15 protein-coding genes and 1 pseudogene are annotated in these 14801 nt (G+C 38.0%); 6 read left to right on the forward strand and 10 right to left on the reverse strand.

The annotated features are described in order from the left end of the window. Nucleotides 1–26: 26 nt before the first annotated feature. From F935_RS08950 to F935_RS08980, 7 genes are all read right to left on the reverse strand, one after another. Nucleotides 27–221: a hypothetical protein gene (locus F935_RS08950; RefSeq protein WP_035366190.1), complete on the reverse strand. Its 195-nt coding sequence runs from the start codon at nt 219–221 to the stop codon at nt 27–29. Between the two features lie 174 nt (nt 222–395). After that, on the reverse strand, nt 396–713 hold the full coding sequence (locus F935_RS08955) for a hypothetical protein (RefSeq protein WP_005041709.1): 318 nt from the start codon (nt 711–713) through the stop codon (nt 396–398). Between the two features lie 159 nt (nt 714–872). After that, nucleotides 873–1565, reverse strand: a complete 693-nt coding sequence (locus tag F935_RS08960) for a hypothetical protein (RefSeq protein WP_016138633.1) — start codon at nt 1563–1565, stop codon at nt 873–875. Between the two features lie 2 nt (nt 1566–1567). Further along, nucleotides 1568–2125, reverse strand: a complete 558-nt coding sequence (locus tag F935_RS08965) for a hypothetical protein (protein WP_016138634.1) — start codon at nt 2123–2125, stop codon at nt 1568–1570. A gap of 93 nt (nt 2126–2218) precedes the next feature. Further along, nucleotides 2219–2773: a TetR/AcrR family transcriptional regulator gene (locus tag F935_RS08970; RefSeq protein WP_016138635.1), complete on the reverse strand. Its 555-nt coding sequence runs from the start codon at nt 2771–2773 to the stop codon at nt 2219–2221. Nucleotides 2774–3416: 643 nt separating this feature from the next. Further along, nucleotides 3417–4580: an MFS transporter gene (locus tag F935_RS08975; RefSeq protein ID WP_016138636.1), complete on the reverse strand. Its 1164-nt coding sequence runs from the start codon at nt 4578–4580 to the stop codon at nt 3417–3419. Beyond that, nucleotides 4577–5767, reverse strand: a complete 1191-nt coding sequence (locus tag F935_RS08980) for a serine hydrolase domain-containing protein (RefSeq protein ID WP_016138637.1) — start codon at nt 5765–5767, stop codon at nt 4577–4579. The genes F935_RS08975 and F935_RS08980 overlap by 4 nt, the downstream gene beginning before the upstream one ends. Nucleotides 5768–5883: 116 nt before the next feature. Between F935_RS08980 and F935_RS08985 the strand changes: the two genes are divergently transcribed. Beyond that, nucleotides 5884–6771: a LysR family transcriptional regulator gene (locus tag F935_RS08985; protein WP_016138638.1), complete on the forward strand. Its 888-nt coding sequence runs from the start codon at nt 5884–5886 to the stop codon at nt 6769–6771. Nucleotides 6772–6890: 119 nt separating this feature from the next. On the opposite strand, the gene F935_RS08990 is transcribed toward F935_RS08985, so the two are convergent. Further along, on the reverse strand, nt 6891–7490 hold the full coding sequence (locus tag F935_RS08990) for a TetR/AcrR family transcriptional regulator (RefSeq protein ID WP_016138639.1): 600 nt from the start codon (nt 7488–7490) through the stop codon (nt 6891–6893). A gap of 180 nt (nt 7491–7670) precedes the next feature. Here F935_RS08990 and F935_RS08995 point away from each other — a divergent pair, with 180 nt between their 5' ends. From F935_RS08995 to F935_RS09005, 3 genes are read left to right on the forward strand one after another with little or no spacing between them, the layout of a single operon-like run. After that, complete coding sequence (locus tag F935_RS08995) at nt 7671–8723, forward strand: sugar phosphate isomerase/epimerase family protein (protein WP_016138640.1); 1053 nt, start codon at nt 7671–7673, stop codon at nt 8721–8723. Nucleotides 8724–8744: 21 nt separating this feature from the next. Beyond that, complete coding sequence (locus F935_RS09000) at nt 8745–9644, forward strand: alpha/beta fold hydrolase (RefSeq protein ID WP_016138641.1); 900 nt, start codon at nt 8745–8747, stop codon at nt 9642–9644. Further along, nucleotides 9628–10542, forward strand: coding sequence for an alpha/beta hydrolase (locus tag F935_RS09005; RefSeq protein WP_016138642.1), 915 nt, complete (start codon nt 9628–9630; stop codon nt 10540–10542). Before F935_RS09000 ends, F935_RS09005 begins: the two co-directional genes overlap by 17 nt. Nucleotides 10543–10665: 123 nt before the next feature. Here F935_RS09005 and F935_RS09010 read toward each other — a convergent pair whose 3' ends face one another. Further along, entirely contained in the window at nt 10666–12612 is a 1947-nt protein-coding gene (locus F935_RS09010) for a phosphatase PAP2 family protein (RefSeq protein WP_016138643.1), read from the reverse strand. 362 nt (nt 12613–12974) lie between these two features. Here F935_RS09010 and F935_RS09015 point away from each other — a divergent pair, with 362 nt between their 5' ends. Further along, on the forward strand, nt 12975–13397 hold the full coding sequence (locus F935_RS09015; protein ID WP_016138644.1) for a DoxX family protein: 423 nt from the start codon (nt 12975–12977) through the stop codon (nt 13395–13397). A 186-nt stretch (nt 13398–13583) separates the two neighbouring features. On the opposite strand, the pseudogene F935_RS18375 reads toward F935_RS09015, so the two are convergent. Beyond that, nucleotides 13584–13847 (reverse strand): annotated as a pseudogene (locus F935_RS18375) (hypothetical protein); the annotation flags it as partial. A 443-nt stretch (nt 13848–14290) separates the two neighbouring features. Between F935_RS18375 and F935_RS09020 the strand changes: the two are divergent. Continuing rightward, complete coding sequence (locus F935_RS09020) at nt 14291–14797, forward strand: sigma-70 family RNA polymerase sigma factor (protein ID WP_016138645.1); 507 nt, start codon at nt 14291–14293, stop codon at nt 14795–14797. Nucleotides 14798–14801: the final 4 nt, after the last annotated feature.

Here is a 14801-nt window from a genome sequence, read left to right on the forward strand (position 1 = left end):
ATATTATTTTTTATCATTTGGTAAAATTAATATGTTTTCATTTGCTTATCTCGTCGAACTAAACCAAGAACAGCTCGGCGCACTCGTATCTCTTCTTCAGAAAAAGGTAACTGTTCGATGAGTTCCTGAATTGAAAGAAAGTTATTTTCGATCAAGAAGCAGTCTTGCTCTGTGGTCCAAGTGGAAGTGGTTAATTGAGTTGGTTTTAAATAACGTTTCATATTTCCTAGCAGATTTGCTTGCACATATAAAAAGCCTGCCTTTAGAGCAAGCTTATAGATTAGATTTTTTGGTGATCATTATTATAGCAGTCTGTAGACAATATGTTCAGTTGATCTTTTCGCTTATCTTCATGGCTTCATAAAAAAGCCCACAGATTGTGGGCTTCCTATAGGTTATTTTGCGGCATTTACCCCAACAATAAACTGACTACAATTAGAACCTTCAGATGCGTTACCTAACTGCTTTTCAGAGAACTTGAATTTAGATGCAACTGACTCATAATCTTTTTTAAGGCTTTGGCCTGTTAACTCACCTAGCTCTTTTACCTGTTCAGGTTTCAAGATGCCATGTTCAACGGCTTGGTTTACCATGACACAGGCTGTAGTCATCGCGTCATAACGTGCAGCAGTTTTAGAGTAACCTAGAGCGCCTATTACACCGCCAACAATTAAGCCAATAATTACCGCTAAAGTTACGTGCATTTTATTCATTTTTTAAATACCTAAAAATCTAACTAAAAGAGGAACACTTTAAGATGTTGTGTTCAAGCCCAATCAAGATAGCGGTATTTACACAATATAAAAAGTTAGATTCTGTCACATTTTTTGATAGATTAAGTGAAATTTGCTGCATTCATTAAAAGAGAAATATCATATCTTTCTACTTCGCTTTTGTTTTTTGTTTGGCACTTTTATTGGAATAGCGACCTTACCCGTACCGAACCCGCGAAAAAAATAATTAATGATATATAGAAATAAAAGACCAAAATAAAAAATAGGAAATATACTAAATGCAGTTATGATGATTTCCCATATCATCACTCCCGCTCTGTAATTATACCCAAGTACTATAAGCCCACCTCTACGTCTGGGCCTTTGCTGAGTAATATCATCCTCAATAAAGTGAAAAATTCCGATAATAAAACATAGGGCAAATAAACTTGAGACTAATGTCTTTTTGATCAAAGGTTTCTCTAACCAAGGGTATTTTTTTGAAGATTCAAATTCAGCTTTAAAAAATATTTTATAAATTTCCTCTTGATAATATTTATTAACCCCATATTTTTTAACAAAAAAATAGCAGATAACACAACCAACAAAGAACATGACTAGGGTTATGTAAAGGCTATAAAGAATCGTAAAAAACGGTAATGGGCCTTTCGTACCAACAGTCACATGCATAGTTTGTGTGATGTATTGATATAGCTCGTACTGCCATTCATTTTTAGGATAAGTAGGAAATACAAATAAAGGAATAATAAAAAGAATAGAACATATAGCTATATTTCCTTTGTTCTCCTTACTTTTCCGTGCAAGCATAGAAAGAAAATTTTTAGAAGCCATATCTATATTTTACAATTTGGAATCATGTTTTTAGCTTTATAAAAGTCGTCAAAAGCTTTCATGTCACCTAACCATGGAGATATAATTTCCAGATAACGTTGATTGATATTTTTTAAAGCCAACAGCCTTGGTGAAGAATAATTTTTCTGCTTAATTTTTTGATTATATTGTTGTACAAACATAAGCTTTAAACATAATCCTCGAATAGCATCTTTATCAAAAGATGGGTAGTCTGAATATTTATTCAGTATATATTTCATTTCTGTATGCCTATTATTCCAACTATAAAATAAATTCAAAACCTTTAAATCTTTAATATATATCTCATCATTAAGGGGGTTTAATTCTAGTCCTTGTTTTAAAATAAGACTATGAATTTCACTATCCTCAGCTAGATCTAACCAAAAGAAGGACGATAAGATTTCTTCGCCAACTTGAATTCTATTTCTTTCTGTATGCTTAGGATATACAATAAAAAAATAGTACAATCCCAGAAAAATTATAAAGAATAATATAATAGAAAGTAATCTCCAGAAATTAGTACCTTTTATAATATTCATAATAATCTATGCATTTTATTTAATATCTTGTGAGGCACACTTTACTTCTTGTTTTAGATTAAATCAAAAAATTGTAATTCAGCCTCCTTCCCTTCACCCAAACCCCAACAAAAAATACTCAAGCAACCGCTTTCTTTCATCTGGTTTATTGGGGTCTAAAAGCTGAACCATTGCTCCATCAATCACAAACAAAAACATGTGTGCATCTTGTTTTGAAGCATTTTCATTCGTTGTTAAAAGCAGTTTATAGATTTCATTAATAAACCAATTTCGATAGTCAACTACGGTCTGATAGGCCTTTGGATGTGTTTTCGCAATTTCAAAAATAGCTTTAAAAGGTAAATGGTAAAGTCCCTCTAAATCGGCGTGTAAAAAGTAAAGCTTGCGTAGTTTTTCAACTAAGGTTAATTCTTTTTGAACATTAATAATCGACATGACCTCATGTTTAAGTCCATCTGTTTGAAAGGTTAAGCTCATTTGAATTAGCCTTTCTTTTGAGTGAAAGTAGTTATAAAAAGTCGCTTTTGGGATTTTTGCTGACTCAACAATTCGGTCTACCCCGACATTGTGAAAGCCGTGTTTATTAAAAAGATAGCGGGAAGTGTGCAGTACGCTTAAAGCACGAAATGAAAGATCTATATGTGGCATAGTTTTACCGTTATAAAAAATTATTGTTGTATATAAATGAGATATAAAAACCGATGCCGTTTTGGGAGAAAAAAAGGCATAGCAAAGCCTATAAAGACTGTGCTTGGCACATCTCAAGTTTTATTGTTGATTAAGTTTTTAGGCGCAGTGAATTAAAGTCTGAAAAGCCGAATAGCCATCAAACTGCTCTAAAATTTTAAGTTGTGTCGTTATAGCTTTTGGCAAAAGCTGCCAAGAAATAATGAATGTGCAAAGCCAACTCCTTTTTATTGGGAGTTCTGCCAGACATTAAAATTATGGTGGCAGAACGAAAGGGGGTTCGCGGACTGGCCTTAAGACTCCAGCACACCCAAAGGTGTCCCCCTCCCGTTCCACCGCAGAGGGGGCACGAGTAACTAAACACTAAAAGTATAAACCTTTAATGCTCCTAAGGGACGGTCCGCGACGACCGACTGGCAATGTAGGCCAGCAGACAAATGGTAATCTTCAATATTTGAGGTGTCAATGTGAAATTGTCTAGAAAATATTTAAATAATTATTGTTTTTCATTAAATTACATATTTAAGTAAAAGCTTAATTAAATATAGTTAATAAAAATTAAATGACCCGTTACCCTCTGGATTTTATAGTGAAATATATCGTTTTAGCGGAACCCATATTGCTTTGCCCGCCAAACGACAATAAATGTAAAAGCTAACAATATTAAAATAACGAAAGGAAAAGTATGCACTCCAAAATTACTCAGTAAAAAGCCACCGATAATTCCCCCGCCAGCAATCGCGATATTCCAAACCGTGACTAACATGGATTGAGCAATATCAGCCATCTCATTTGTCGTTTTCGCCAAGGCCGTTTGAAACAATGTTGCAGCACCACCAAACGCGACGCCCCAAATTGAAATTGCCACATAAACAGGAACCGCTTGATTACCCAAAACTGCTAGTAAAAGGGCCGAAACGCCAAATAATATAATGCTATAGAGCGTTAAGAGGCGTGAATATTTGTCAATCAACACACCTGTAATAAAGATGCTGAATAATGATAAACAGCCGAATATCAGTAAAATAATGTCCGTATTTTTAGCTAAATCAGCAAGTGTTAAAAACGGAGCGATGTAGGTATATAGAAGATTATGAGCAAGCACAAAGCTTAAAACCGTAAATAATATGGGTCTGACACCGGGTAAGATGAATACCTGTTTTAAAGAGATGTGTTTATCTTTAGCCTGCCCCTCAAAGTCAGGTAGTGTGAGGCTCCCCCACACTACTAAAATAATCGCAAAAATACTCATAACACCAAAAGCCATTCGCCAACCGAACAATTGACCAAGGTAAGTCCCTGCTGGCACACCGAGCGATAAAGCCAATGGTGTTCCTAACATTGCTATCGCGATCGCACGCCCTTTTAAGTGTGCTGGCGCCATTCGCGTTGCATATCCAGCGAGCAAAGCCCAAAGTAATCCTGCTGAAACACCTGCCAAAAATCGAGCAACCATTGTTAAAAGATAACTGGTTGATAGCGTTGTAATTAGATTTGTAAGAGCAAAACCCGCTAGAGCAATGAGTAATAAGGGTTTACGTCGAACAGTTTGGGTAGCATTCGTTAATGGAATGGCTGTTAATAAAGACCCAATTGCATATATGGTGATGGTTTGTCCCGCTAAGGATTCAGAGATATTTAAACCCAAAGCTAATTGAGGTAATAACCCCGCAGGTAAAGCTTCTGTCAAGATCGTAACAAACGCTCCCATAGCGAGGATGAGTAAGGGAACGATTGGCAACCGATCATTTGAATGTGAGCTGCTCATTCGACAACTCCTATCACTTTATAAACTGCATCACGCAGATCTGTGACAAATTTTCCAGACATGCCTTCATAAAGTGTGTTTGTAAATGCAATCACAGTCAGATTATGTTTTTTATCGACAAACCATGAATGACCGTAGGCTCCTCCCCAACGCCATGTTCCCTCTGACTCTGGTGATAGTGCTTGCTGAGCGTTTCTGAGTACTGAAAAACCGAGACCAAAACCAAAGCCCGGTGCATTTGGTAACTCATAACCACCCGTTTGATCTCTTGTCATTTCATCAATTAATTCAGGAGGTAAAAATAATGAGTCTTCCTGACGAAGAGCTTCTAATAAGCTAAAAAAATCCTCAACGGTTCCAGCCATGCCCGCACCACCAGAGAAAAATGATTGAGAATTAAAAATACGGCGAGGACTAAAATTAATTCCGACACATCCTTCAAATGGTGAAACTACCTCTCCTTCTAATAAAACATGAGGTTCAGGACGATCACTCACATAAGCAGTTGCTACATGTTGGTTGTCTGGTACAGCGAAACTAGTCTTGTTCATTTTCAATCGATCAGTGACTAATTCTTTAACTGCTTGATCTAAAGGCTTGCCATACGCTTTTTCAATTAATGCACCTAATACATCGGTTGCCAAAGAATATCTCCATCCTTTCCCTGGTTCATAGAGTAAAGGTACGGTAGCGATTCGACGTACGTTTTCTTCTAAACTAATATTGGATGAATCCATGCCATCAGATACATTTGCCTGTGAATATGCGGCATCGCTATCTGGTTCAAGAAACCGATAGCCCAAGCCTGCCGTATGACTAAGAAGATGGCGTAGAGTAATTGGAACAAACTTTCCATTTTCTAATTTAGGCTGAAAATATGGCAATTGGTGGTGAATGGATTCATCTAAACTCAGTTTGTTTTGAGCAACTAAAACTAAAGCAGCCGTTGAAACAATAACCTTGCTCACTGACGCTAAGCGAAAGACAGTGTCCATGGTCATGGATATTAATTGTTCTCGGTCAGATAGTCCTAATGCTTCACTGTGTATAACCTTTCCATGTTGAGCCACAATAACCGCAGCCCCTACTAACTGGTTATTGTCTATAGCTTTTTGAACAACATTTTGAACTAGGCTTAAAGAGGTCGATGGAACTGTAGTACTTGATTCAAATGCTTTGGAATTCATATTAAAAACTTCTTTTCATATTCGAGATTTATATACTAGGAAGACTCCTATTAAAGAAAAAGTCGGTTATAGTTCCTTGTTATACGGAAGTTTTGTTCCGTAATAAGGAGAAAAGAATGGATAGCCTGAATGGATTTACCGTATTCGTTAAAATCGCTGAGACTGGAAGCATTGTGGCAGCGGGACGCTCATTAGGAATCTCAGCTTCTGCTGTTGGTAAAAGCTTGATTCGCCTTGAAGAAAAGATTGGTGTACGACTTTTTCATCGTAATACACGTAGTATTAATCTAACTGCTGAAGGAATATTATTTTTAGAACGTAGTCGACGCATACTGGCTGAAATTGAAGCAGCGGAAATGGAATTATCGCAAGCGATCAAGTCTCCTAAAGGACGGTTACGTGTAAGTTTGCCCTTGGTTAGCTCACTGGTATTACCTGTACTGGGTGACTTTATGCAGGAATATCCAGAAATAGAATTAGATCTTGATTTTACAGACCGCTTGGTCGATGTGATTGAAGAAGGATTTGATGCTGTTGTTCGGACAGGCATTCCAACAGATTCACGCTTAAAAGCTTTGAAACTGGGGACTTTTAGACAATTACTGGTTGCCTCTCCAGCCTATTTAACTCAATGCGGAACTCCAATAGTACCTGCTGATTTATTAGAACACTCTTGTTTACATTATCGATTTTCTCATAGCGGCAAGCTTGAGAAATGGCCCTTAAAAACCACTGAAAACGAACCTGACTTGCAACTTCCGATATCGATGATCTGTAATAATATTGAGACACGCCTTTGTTTTGCGCTGAAAGGTCGAGGAATTGCTTGCCTGCCTGACTTTTCTATCAAGGAATTGTTGAGTACCAATCAATTAGTTCAAGTATTACCCGAGTTTATCGATAGAACTGGCGTATTTAATGTACTCTGGCCTGCAAGTAAACATCCCTCTCCGAAAGTTCGGGCATTTGTTAATTTCTTGTCTGAACGTATGTTTGAAAAATAAAGAATGTGATGTGCTAGAAAGATTGTTCTAGACACAATCTTCGTTTTAATTTCAAAAATAATAAACTTTATGTTTTAAGCATTATATGACGATTTCATTAATTAAAAAATCCGAATCAATTAAATGCTTACAACATATTGATCTAGATTTTTTAATGCAAAATGAATCACCTGAGAAAGCTCTTCTTGCGAATATCCATCTCTTGCTTGAACAGATAATCCATGAAGAACGAGCGCGTAATATTGCCCTAAAGTTTTAGGGTCTGCATCTGCGACCAATTGACCGTCCGATTTTGCTTGAACAAATCGTTCGACCAGACTTTGGCCCCGAGCAATACGCTGTGCTTTCATCCATTCCAAAACAGCTTGGTTTTCTTCACCTAGTACACTCGCTGCTGACACCACCATGCACCCATAAGAATGGTTGGTTTGCGTGTAAAGCGATAGTGCATCTTGAAATAATTGATTTATTGCATCCTTAATATTTTTTTGCTTTAAAGCATTTAGCGCGAAATTCCCTTCATTTTTTTCATAGTGATTTACAGCCTCTCTAAACAAGGCCTCTTTTGAGCCAAACGCTTTATAAATTCGAGCTGAGGCAATCCCCAAAACTTCAACTAAATCTGACATTGATGTGCCTTCATAGCCGTGAAGCCAGAAGAAATCTCGCGCTTTTACGAGGGCTTCTTCTCGATCAAACTCTCTTGGTCTGCCAGCCATAATGACCCTTTATCCAATTTAGTACCTCTTTTTATTATTATTCGAAAAAAATATTTTCACAAATAAATCAATGAGATTTATTCAAAATACTTTCGTTTTGTTTTGATTTTCAAATAAAAAGTTGTTTTTATCCAAAATTAAGCCTATTGTTTGTCGATCGACAACTAATTAGGTTTTATTATGAAAACCATCAAAGGTCCAAGTATTCATCTTGCTCAATTTAGTGATGATGTTTTCCCTTTTAACCGTATAGAAGATATTGCTGCTTGGGTAGCAAACCAAGGCTTTGAAGCAGTACAACTTCCTGCTTGGGATAAGCGTTTATTTGATGTCAATTTAGCAGCAGAAAGCCAAGGTTATTGCGATGAAATCTTAGGTACTTTAAACAATCATGGCTTAAAAATTAGTGAGTTAACGACTCATATTTTTGGGCAATTAATGGCTGTGCACCCTGCTTATGACTCGATGTGCGATAACTTTGCCCCATCTCATTTACATGGTAATTCAGCAGCTAGAACCGAGTGGGCCAAACAACAAATGCTCGCTTCAATTCAAGCATCTGCCCGCCTAGGGCTTAAAGATATGGGAACATTTTCAGGCTCGCTGGCATGGCCTTATGTATTTCCATTTCCTCAAAGACCGTCAGGACTCATCGAAACGGCGTTTGATGAATTAGCGCGTCGCTGGCTTCCGATTTTGAATGCTTGTGATGAACAAGACGTCAACCTTTGCTACGAAATTCACCCCGGTGAAGATTTGCATGACGGCATTACATTTGAAATGTTTTTAGAGCGGACTCACAACCACCCACGTTGCCATATTCTTTTTGACCCGAGCCATTTTGTTTTGCAGCAACTGAACTATGTGGAATATCTCGATATCTATAAAGATTTCATTCGCATGTTTCATGTTAAAGACGCCGAATTTAATCCAACAGGCCGTCAAGGAATGTATAGCGGCTATCAAAACTGGGGAAATCGAGCGGGTCGATTCCGTTCTACGGGTGATGGTCAAGTTGACTTTAAAGCGATTTTTTCAAAGTTAGCGCATTACGACTACGAAGGCTGGGCCACATTAGAGTGGGAATGTTGCCTCAAAAATAAGGACGATGGCGCACGCGAAGGTGCCGAGTTCATTAAGCAAAATATTATTCATGTCACCGATAAAGTGTTTGATGACTTTGCGGCTGCCCCTGTGAATCAGACTCAAATTAATCAGTTATTAGGGATTTAAGGAACCGCAAGAGAACTCAACATGAAAACTCAGCTATTCAATGAAAACTCACATAACGAATTCCAACATCATTACATTCACATCGAGAGCAAAAAATTACACTACGTCACCTTAGGGGAAGGTCCAGCAGTATTACTGATTCCGGGTTGGCCACAAACATGGTACGCGTGGCACAAAGTCATGATTGAACTGGCAAACCAAGGTTATCAAGCCATCGCTATTGATTTACCTGGAACCGGAAATTCAGCTCCACTGGATGGAAGTTACGATACGGGGCGCATTGCTAAAATTTTATCAATGCTCATGACTCAACTTGAATATCCAACTTATTCGGTTATTGGTCACGACATTGGCATGTGGGTTGCCTATGCACTTGCATCAGACTTTCCTAAGTCAGTGACTCGTCTTGCAGTAACAGAAGCAGTGATTCCCGGTTTAGCCCCCGCACCACCTATTTTTGTTGAACCGAGTGAAAATATTTTTCTTTGGCATTTCATGTTTAACCAAACCCGAGACTTACCCGAAGCCTTAATCGCGGGCCGCGAAGATACTTATTTAAATTATATGTTTGATAAATGGTCATGGCACAAAGATAAAGTGGCGACTGAAACTTATATTGAAGCCTATAAAATTCCGGGTCGTTTAACAGCAGGTTTTAATTATTACCGCTCTATTCCAGAGACCATCCGTCAAAATAAAATCAGAGAAACTAAAAGTTTAGACATGCCAGTTTTAGCCATAGGCGCTGAACATGCCACGGATAATGCGCCTTATGAAACCATGAAAAAAGTTTCACCGCATTTAACCAGTGCAATTGTAAAAGACTGCGGACATTTCATTATGGAAGAACAGTCAGAAATATTCAGTTCGCTCATTTTAGATTTTTTGCAGCGGGAAAAAAGCGATGCCTCTACTTGCTGAAATTGAAAGCTGGCTTAAATCCAGACCTACCACGCAGGCTGTAAACTCGTTACAAGAACTTAGGGAGCAAGTAAACAAAGACATTATTGATCAGCAAGGCATTCAGCATGATGCAAGCTATCAACAAAGTTTTTATGTTGCTGTGTCAGATGATGCCGAAATTGAAGTTCGTGTTTATGTTCCCTGTTCTCTAGAAAACGCTGAGCAACGGCCTGCTTTAGTTTTTGCACATGGTGGAGGTTGGTGTCTGGGAAGTTTAGACGCATGGGACCGCTCGTGTCGGTTGTTAGCAGAAACCATTCAACAAGTTGTATTTTCTGTGGACTATCGATTGGCTCCAGAGTTTAAGTTCCCAACACCTTTAAATGATTTTTTTACGGCATTTCGCTATATCTATGAGAATGCTTCACTATTTGGAATTGATCAAAACCGCGTGGCTGTAGGTGGAGATAGTGCGGGTGCAAATATAGCTGCCGCCGCATGTCTAATGATAAAACTACACCCAGAAATTAAGGTAAGCCATCAACTTCTTTTCTACCCTGCCTTAGATGCCACGATGAGTAGCAATTCTTATAACCAATACGCCGAAGGTTATGGTTTGGAATCACCCACAATGGTTTATTGCTGGGATCAATATGTGCAAGATGAAAGTGAAAAACAGAATGAACTTATCAGCCCGTTACTCGCGCAGTCTTTAGATGGACTGCCAGATGCGACTATTTTTGTGTGTGAATATGACCCTGTTCGGGATGATGGTGAAAGATATGCTCAAAAATTGAGAGATGCAGGTATTCAAGTAAACTTTCATTTGTTAGAAGGAATGATTCACGGCGCAATTCACATGCTGGCAATTAGCCCCGAAAAGGTAAAATCGATCTATGGTAAAGTTCAGATATAGATAGATTTATTTCCATCATTTAAACATTTGGGTTAGTCGGGCCACTCTTCAAAATTATTTAATTAAACATTTGGAGTGGCCTAGCTTACTTTTAAGTATGGATATTGGTTATCCAAGTTCCGCTTATGACACCGTAAACTTAACGCTATTATTTTGATAGATTGGCGTAATATCCTTGCCATTGAGTGTCACTTTTTTATAGGTACCTTGAACTTTTTTAGCCGACAACACCGTATAAGTTCCTGCCGCTAAATTGTCTTTTGAAACGAGCTGCAATGTTCCATTTAAGGTAAGTGTATTTGCCACCTGAGCTGCTGGAAGTGCATTCGATTTGAAAGTGATGTTGAATATTGTTCCTGCAAGCTGAGTTAGATTACCCACAATGGTAACTGTTTTAGCTGAGTTGGTTGTTAATAGGCTATTTTCATGCATATAAATATCGCCTTGACCTGCACCATGCTCAGACAATATTTCTAAACCACCTTGTTTTAAATCAATACCGCCAGCAAACGAGTTATTTCCTGTCAGTGCTAAAGTTCCTGTACCTAATTTAGTCAGTTTACCCGCACCAGTAATATCATTACTCCATTGGTCATATTGGTTAAAGCCACCTAAACTCGCATCCATGGTCAGATTAACATCACCATCGAAACTGCCATAACCTGCGCCAGCTTTAAACAAGTTTAAGCGACCATAACCTTCAACGTCATCCATGACTGGATAACCCGAAGCAAGTGCAGTTGATTTCAAAACCACACGGCGCTGATCAGCAGTTAAATAAGGAAGTCGAGTTTCCAATAAAACCTCTGCGCCTTTTGGCACTGTTGCTATTTTTGTTTTATCGCCAATTTGGTTAAAACCATAGGTCATCCAGTGATTAACCTGCTGTTTTAATTTTTCAAGATCGGCAAAACGGTCATTAGCATCATAAGGTGTTTTCGCCAAACTATAAAATGATTCAAACGTTGAGCTATTGGTCTCTTTCATGAGCTGTGTTTGAGCTTGTAAATAAGCTTCTTTTCGTTGCTCTACAGTCATGGCATTTAAGTTTGCAACATCTGCGGCAATCGACTGAAGTCGTCCGCCAATCACGTCCATTGCTGAATGCATGCCCGCAATAATACGTGAATCACCAAGGTCCATACCGCGAGCAATAATTTCCTGATAACGCTGAGGCACTAAATACGCCATCGCAATGGCATTTCGACCAGCTTCGGCGGTGTGCCCACTTGGAAAACCACCGTCAGTTGCTGGTGTACTACTTTTTGCAGATTCTAAACTAGGCACAACAATGACTTCAGAACTCCAGCGCCACGGACGAGCATATTTATAAAAACGCTTTGCTGATTCCGTCGAGGAGTTATTCCCCATTACTTGAACAAATTCAACGACTTTTCCAAAGTTAGCATTTCCATCGGCTGTGGTTAGTCCACTATTATTGCCTTTGTCATCGTATTTTACTTGTGCAGCATCGGCTGGCACCGAGTTGATTGTGGTGGTCTGCCCAGTGAGCTTTCTCCACGGATCGGTTAATGCTCCCATCCCTGTCGTTACGCTATAACTTTTTCCACGTCTGTCATCTAAATAGGCACGTATAGCTTCTTCGTCTGTACGTTTATGCGTGGTTTGAATTGAATAGTTAATGTTGTAGTTCAATACATCTGCATTCTTTTTTGTACCGTCTGTACTGTCGCCCGGTAAACCTGTCCAGTTTGATGCGACTACCGCTGAAAAACCATCTCTTGCCTCAGCAGATTGGCCTGCATCTACAAATAAACTTGAAGGCGTCCATACATCTAAAAAGCCGCTCAGCACACGTACGCCAGCATTTGTTTCAACCGTGGCATATCGTGCATCACCACGTTGATTGGTCGTCCACGAATCTACAATGGTGGTGATATTCGATGGAACTGGAGCAGTATCTTCAAAGCCTACACCCTTGGGCGCTGTGGGTATTTCTTGGTTTGCTGCCGAATTATCATCTGAACTATTGCTGTCATTACACCCCGTAAAAAAGACCGAACAAGAGATAAGAGAAAGTAAAAGTGTATTTATTTTAAAGCTTGACATGATGTGACCCGTTTAATAAATATCCGTATCTTTCATCATTAATGTTTAGTTGTTATTACATATCACCAGTTAATCTAAATTTATTCTAAATAATATATTTGCAGTTTTATAGGTCGGAACTGCTCATAAGCAAACAAATAAGGAAGTTCTTTAAAGACAAGGATATTAGGTGCAGAGGATGCAATTGTGAAACATTCTAGGTGATACTATACTCATACTCAGGAACACCATGTTTGGTATGGGCTGATTCGGCTATCGATATAGAATTATAAGAGTACAACCACTCTAATTAGAACTATCAAAAACTATTAAAGGTGCTCTCTATCACACTATCAACAATATACATATAAGGTGTATTTCACATGAATAACTTACAATATTTTGAGCTAAAAAGTGCCAGATCAATTTTATTATTACTTGCACGTGTACTGCTAGTTGCTCTTTTTCTCATCTCAGGTATACCAAAATTGATTGGGTTTGAGGGAACGGTGGGTTACATGCAATCATTACATACCCCTCTCCCTGTTCTTGCAGCCGCTATTGCTGTAGCAATGGAAGTAGGTGGTTCTCTTCTTATTGTGCTTGGCTTCTTTACCCGTCCAGTTGCTTTAATTTTTGCTTTATACACACTAGGAACTGCAATCATCGGCCATGCTTATTGGAATATGACAGGTGATGCCGTTCATCCTAATATGATTAATTTTTACAAAAATATAAGCATTATTGGGGGATTCATTTTATTAGCGTTCACTGGTCCTGGAACTATCTCTTTGGATAAAAAGTAATATCCTTGAGTTTCCAGTTAATTTAAAAAGCCTTGGGCTATACGCAATAAACAAACATAACGAAGTTAATAAAAAAGAGAGCTTTAGCTCTCTTTTTTACTTTAAAAACTCATAAAAAATAAGAAAAACATCCAATGAAATCAGAAACTAATCCGAACTATTCAGATGTGGTACTTGTTTAAGAAAATCTTCGGGCAAAGGTATAGCCCTATCAAGATTAAAAGAGCTGCCACTAAAAAATATAAAGCACCCAATCGACAATAGAATTAAAACGATTTGTAAAAAGCTTGGATTTCTACGGTAATTTAAATACCCCAATATCGCCCCAGCATGTAAAAAAAATTGAGCTACCTGCGGACGGTCATTTGTAGCAACATCAAAAAATAAGCAAAAAATAATGCAAATAAAGATATTTGCTTTAGCAGCAATTGTAAGTTGTTGGCCCTTTATGGCACGGTAGTTTTTCTGACGTTTTTTAAAGTAAGACTAAGCAATCATAAAATCAACCGTAAAATATTTCTTCATAGCCCCCCATCTTGATCATTGGTACCCCACTTCAATATTCACCAATAAAACTTCATGTTTTATTCCCTTGTTATTTATACGACTCATCTTGAGACTGTTGTTGTTTTATCGTGATGGTATAGTTTGGTTATTTAATTGAACGATGTTGCTTATCAGACACCTTATAATTTTAAAGGATCCTCCCCTAACAATACATGTGTCTGCGACTAAGGTACAGGCCCTAAATAGCGAAAAATTAGAGCATCAAATTTTTTAAATATATAGTTTTTCAATATTGATATTAATAATAATTATCATTACTATTTAAGAATAATTTAAATCTGTGTTTAATTGAGCTACTCATTGCCAATTTTGTGGACTCCGCTGCTATGAACTTAAATGTAGATAAACAAGTATGGTTTAGCCAAATCTACCGTTCTCAGCAAACTACACTTTTATCGTGGTTTAAGCACAAACTTCAGCACCATCATCAATCTGAAGACCTGAGTCAGGAAGTGTTTTATCGTGCTTTAAAAAGTGAATATTGTTTTCAAAAAATTAAGGAACCACAGGCATGGCTTATGGGAATCGCCAAGCATGTAATGATTGACTATTGGCGCCGTCAGCATATTGAAAACCTATATCTAGACGCCCTACAGAACCTTCCAGAAGAATATTATCCCTCTGCTGAACATGAAGTTTATATTCAAGAAACCTTATATCAGGTTCATTTAATATTAGAAAAACTACCTACCCGCACGGCTCAGGTCTTTTTGATGTCTCAACTAGACGGCATGACTTATCGAGAAATTAGTGAAAAAATGAATATTTCTGAAGCCACTGTGAAAAGAGATGTGAAACACACTTTTTTGGCTTGTATAGACCTCTATAATTAATCCC

The organism is Acinetobacter calcoaceticus ANC 3811 (genome assembly GCF_000399665.1).
GTDB classification, from domain to species: Bacteria; Pseudomonadota; Gammaproteobacteria; order Pseudomonadales; family Moraxellaceae; genus Acinetobacter; species Acinetobacter calcoaceticus_B.

What these genes read in the sequence shown, in the direction of transcription:
- F935_RS08950 (WP_035366190.1), bottom strand. Translation starts at nt 221, where the DNA reads ATGAAACGTTATTTAAAACCAACTCAATTAACCACTTCCACTTGGACC.
- F935_RS08955 (WP_005041709.1), bottom strand. Translation starts at nt 713, where the DNA reads ATGAATAAAATGCACGTAACTTTAGCGGTAATTATTGGCTTAATTGTT.
- F935_RS08960 (WP_016138633.1), bottom strand. Translation starts at nt 1,565, where the DNA reads ATGGCTTCTAAAAATTTTCTTTCTATGCTTGCACGGAAAAGTAAGGAG.
- F935_RS08965 (WP_016138634.1), bottom strand. Translation starts at nt 2,125, where the DNA reads ATGAATATTATAAAAGGTACTAATTTCTGGAGATTACTTTCTATTATA.
- F935_RS08970 (WP_016138635.1), bottom strand. Translation starts at nt 2,773, where the DNA reads ATGCCACATATAGATCTTTCATTTCGTGCTTTAAGCGTACTGCACACT.
- F935_RS08975 (WP_016138636.1), bottom strand. Translation starts at nt 4,580, where the DNA reads ATGAGCAGCTCACATTCAAATGATCGGTTGCCAATCGTTCCCTTACTC.
- F935_RS08980 (WP_016138637.1), bottom strand. Translation starts at nt 5,767, where the DNA reads ATGAATTCCAAAGCATTTGAATCAAGTACTACAGTTCCATCGACCTCT.
- F935_RS08985 (WP_016138638.1), top strand. Translation starts at nt 5,884, where the DNA reads ATGGATAGCCTGAATGGATTTACCGTATTCGTTAAAATCGCTGAGACT.
- F935_RS08990 (WP_016138639.1), bottom strand. Translation starts at nt 7,490, where the DNA reads ATGGCTGGCAGACCAAGAGAGTTTGATCGAGAAGAAGCCCTCGTAAAA.
- F935_RS08995 (WP_016138640.1), top strand. Translation starts at nt 7,671, where the DNA reads ATGAAAACCATCAAAGGTCCAAGTATTCATCTTGCTCAATTTAGTGAT.
- F935_RS09000 (WP_016138641.1), top strand. Translation starts at nt 8,745, where the DNA reads ATGAAAACTCAGCTATTCAATGAAAACTCACATAACGAATTCCAACAT.
- F935_RS09005 (WP_016138642.1), top strand. Translation starts at nt 9,628, where the DNA reads ATGCCTCTACTTGCTGAAATTGAAAGCTGGCTTAAATCCAGACCTACC.
- F935_RS09010 (WP_016138643.1), bottom strand. Translation starts at nt 12,612, where the DNA reads ATGTCAAGCTTTAAAATAAATACACTTTTACTTTCTCTTATCTCTTGT.
- F935_RS09015 (WP_016138644.1), top strand. Translation starts at nt 12,975, where the DNA reads ATGAATAACTTACAATATTTTGAGCTAAAAAGTGCCAGATCAATTTTA.
- F935_RS09020 (WP_016138645.1), top strand. Translation starts at nt 14,291, where the DNA reads ATGAACTTAAATGTAGATAAACAAGTATGGTTTAGCCAAATCTACCGT.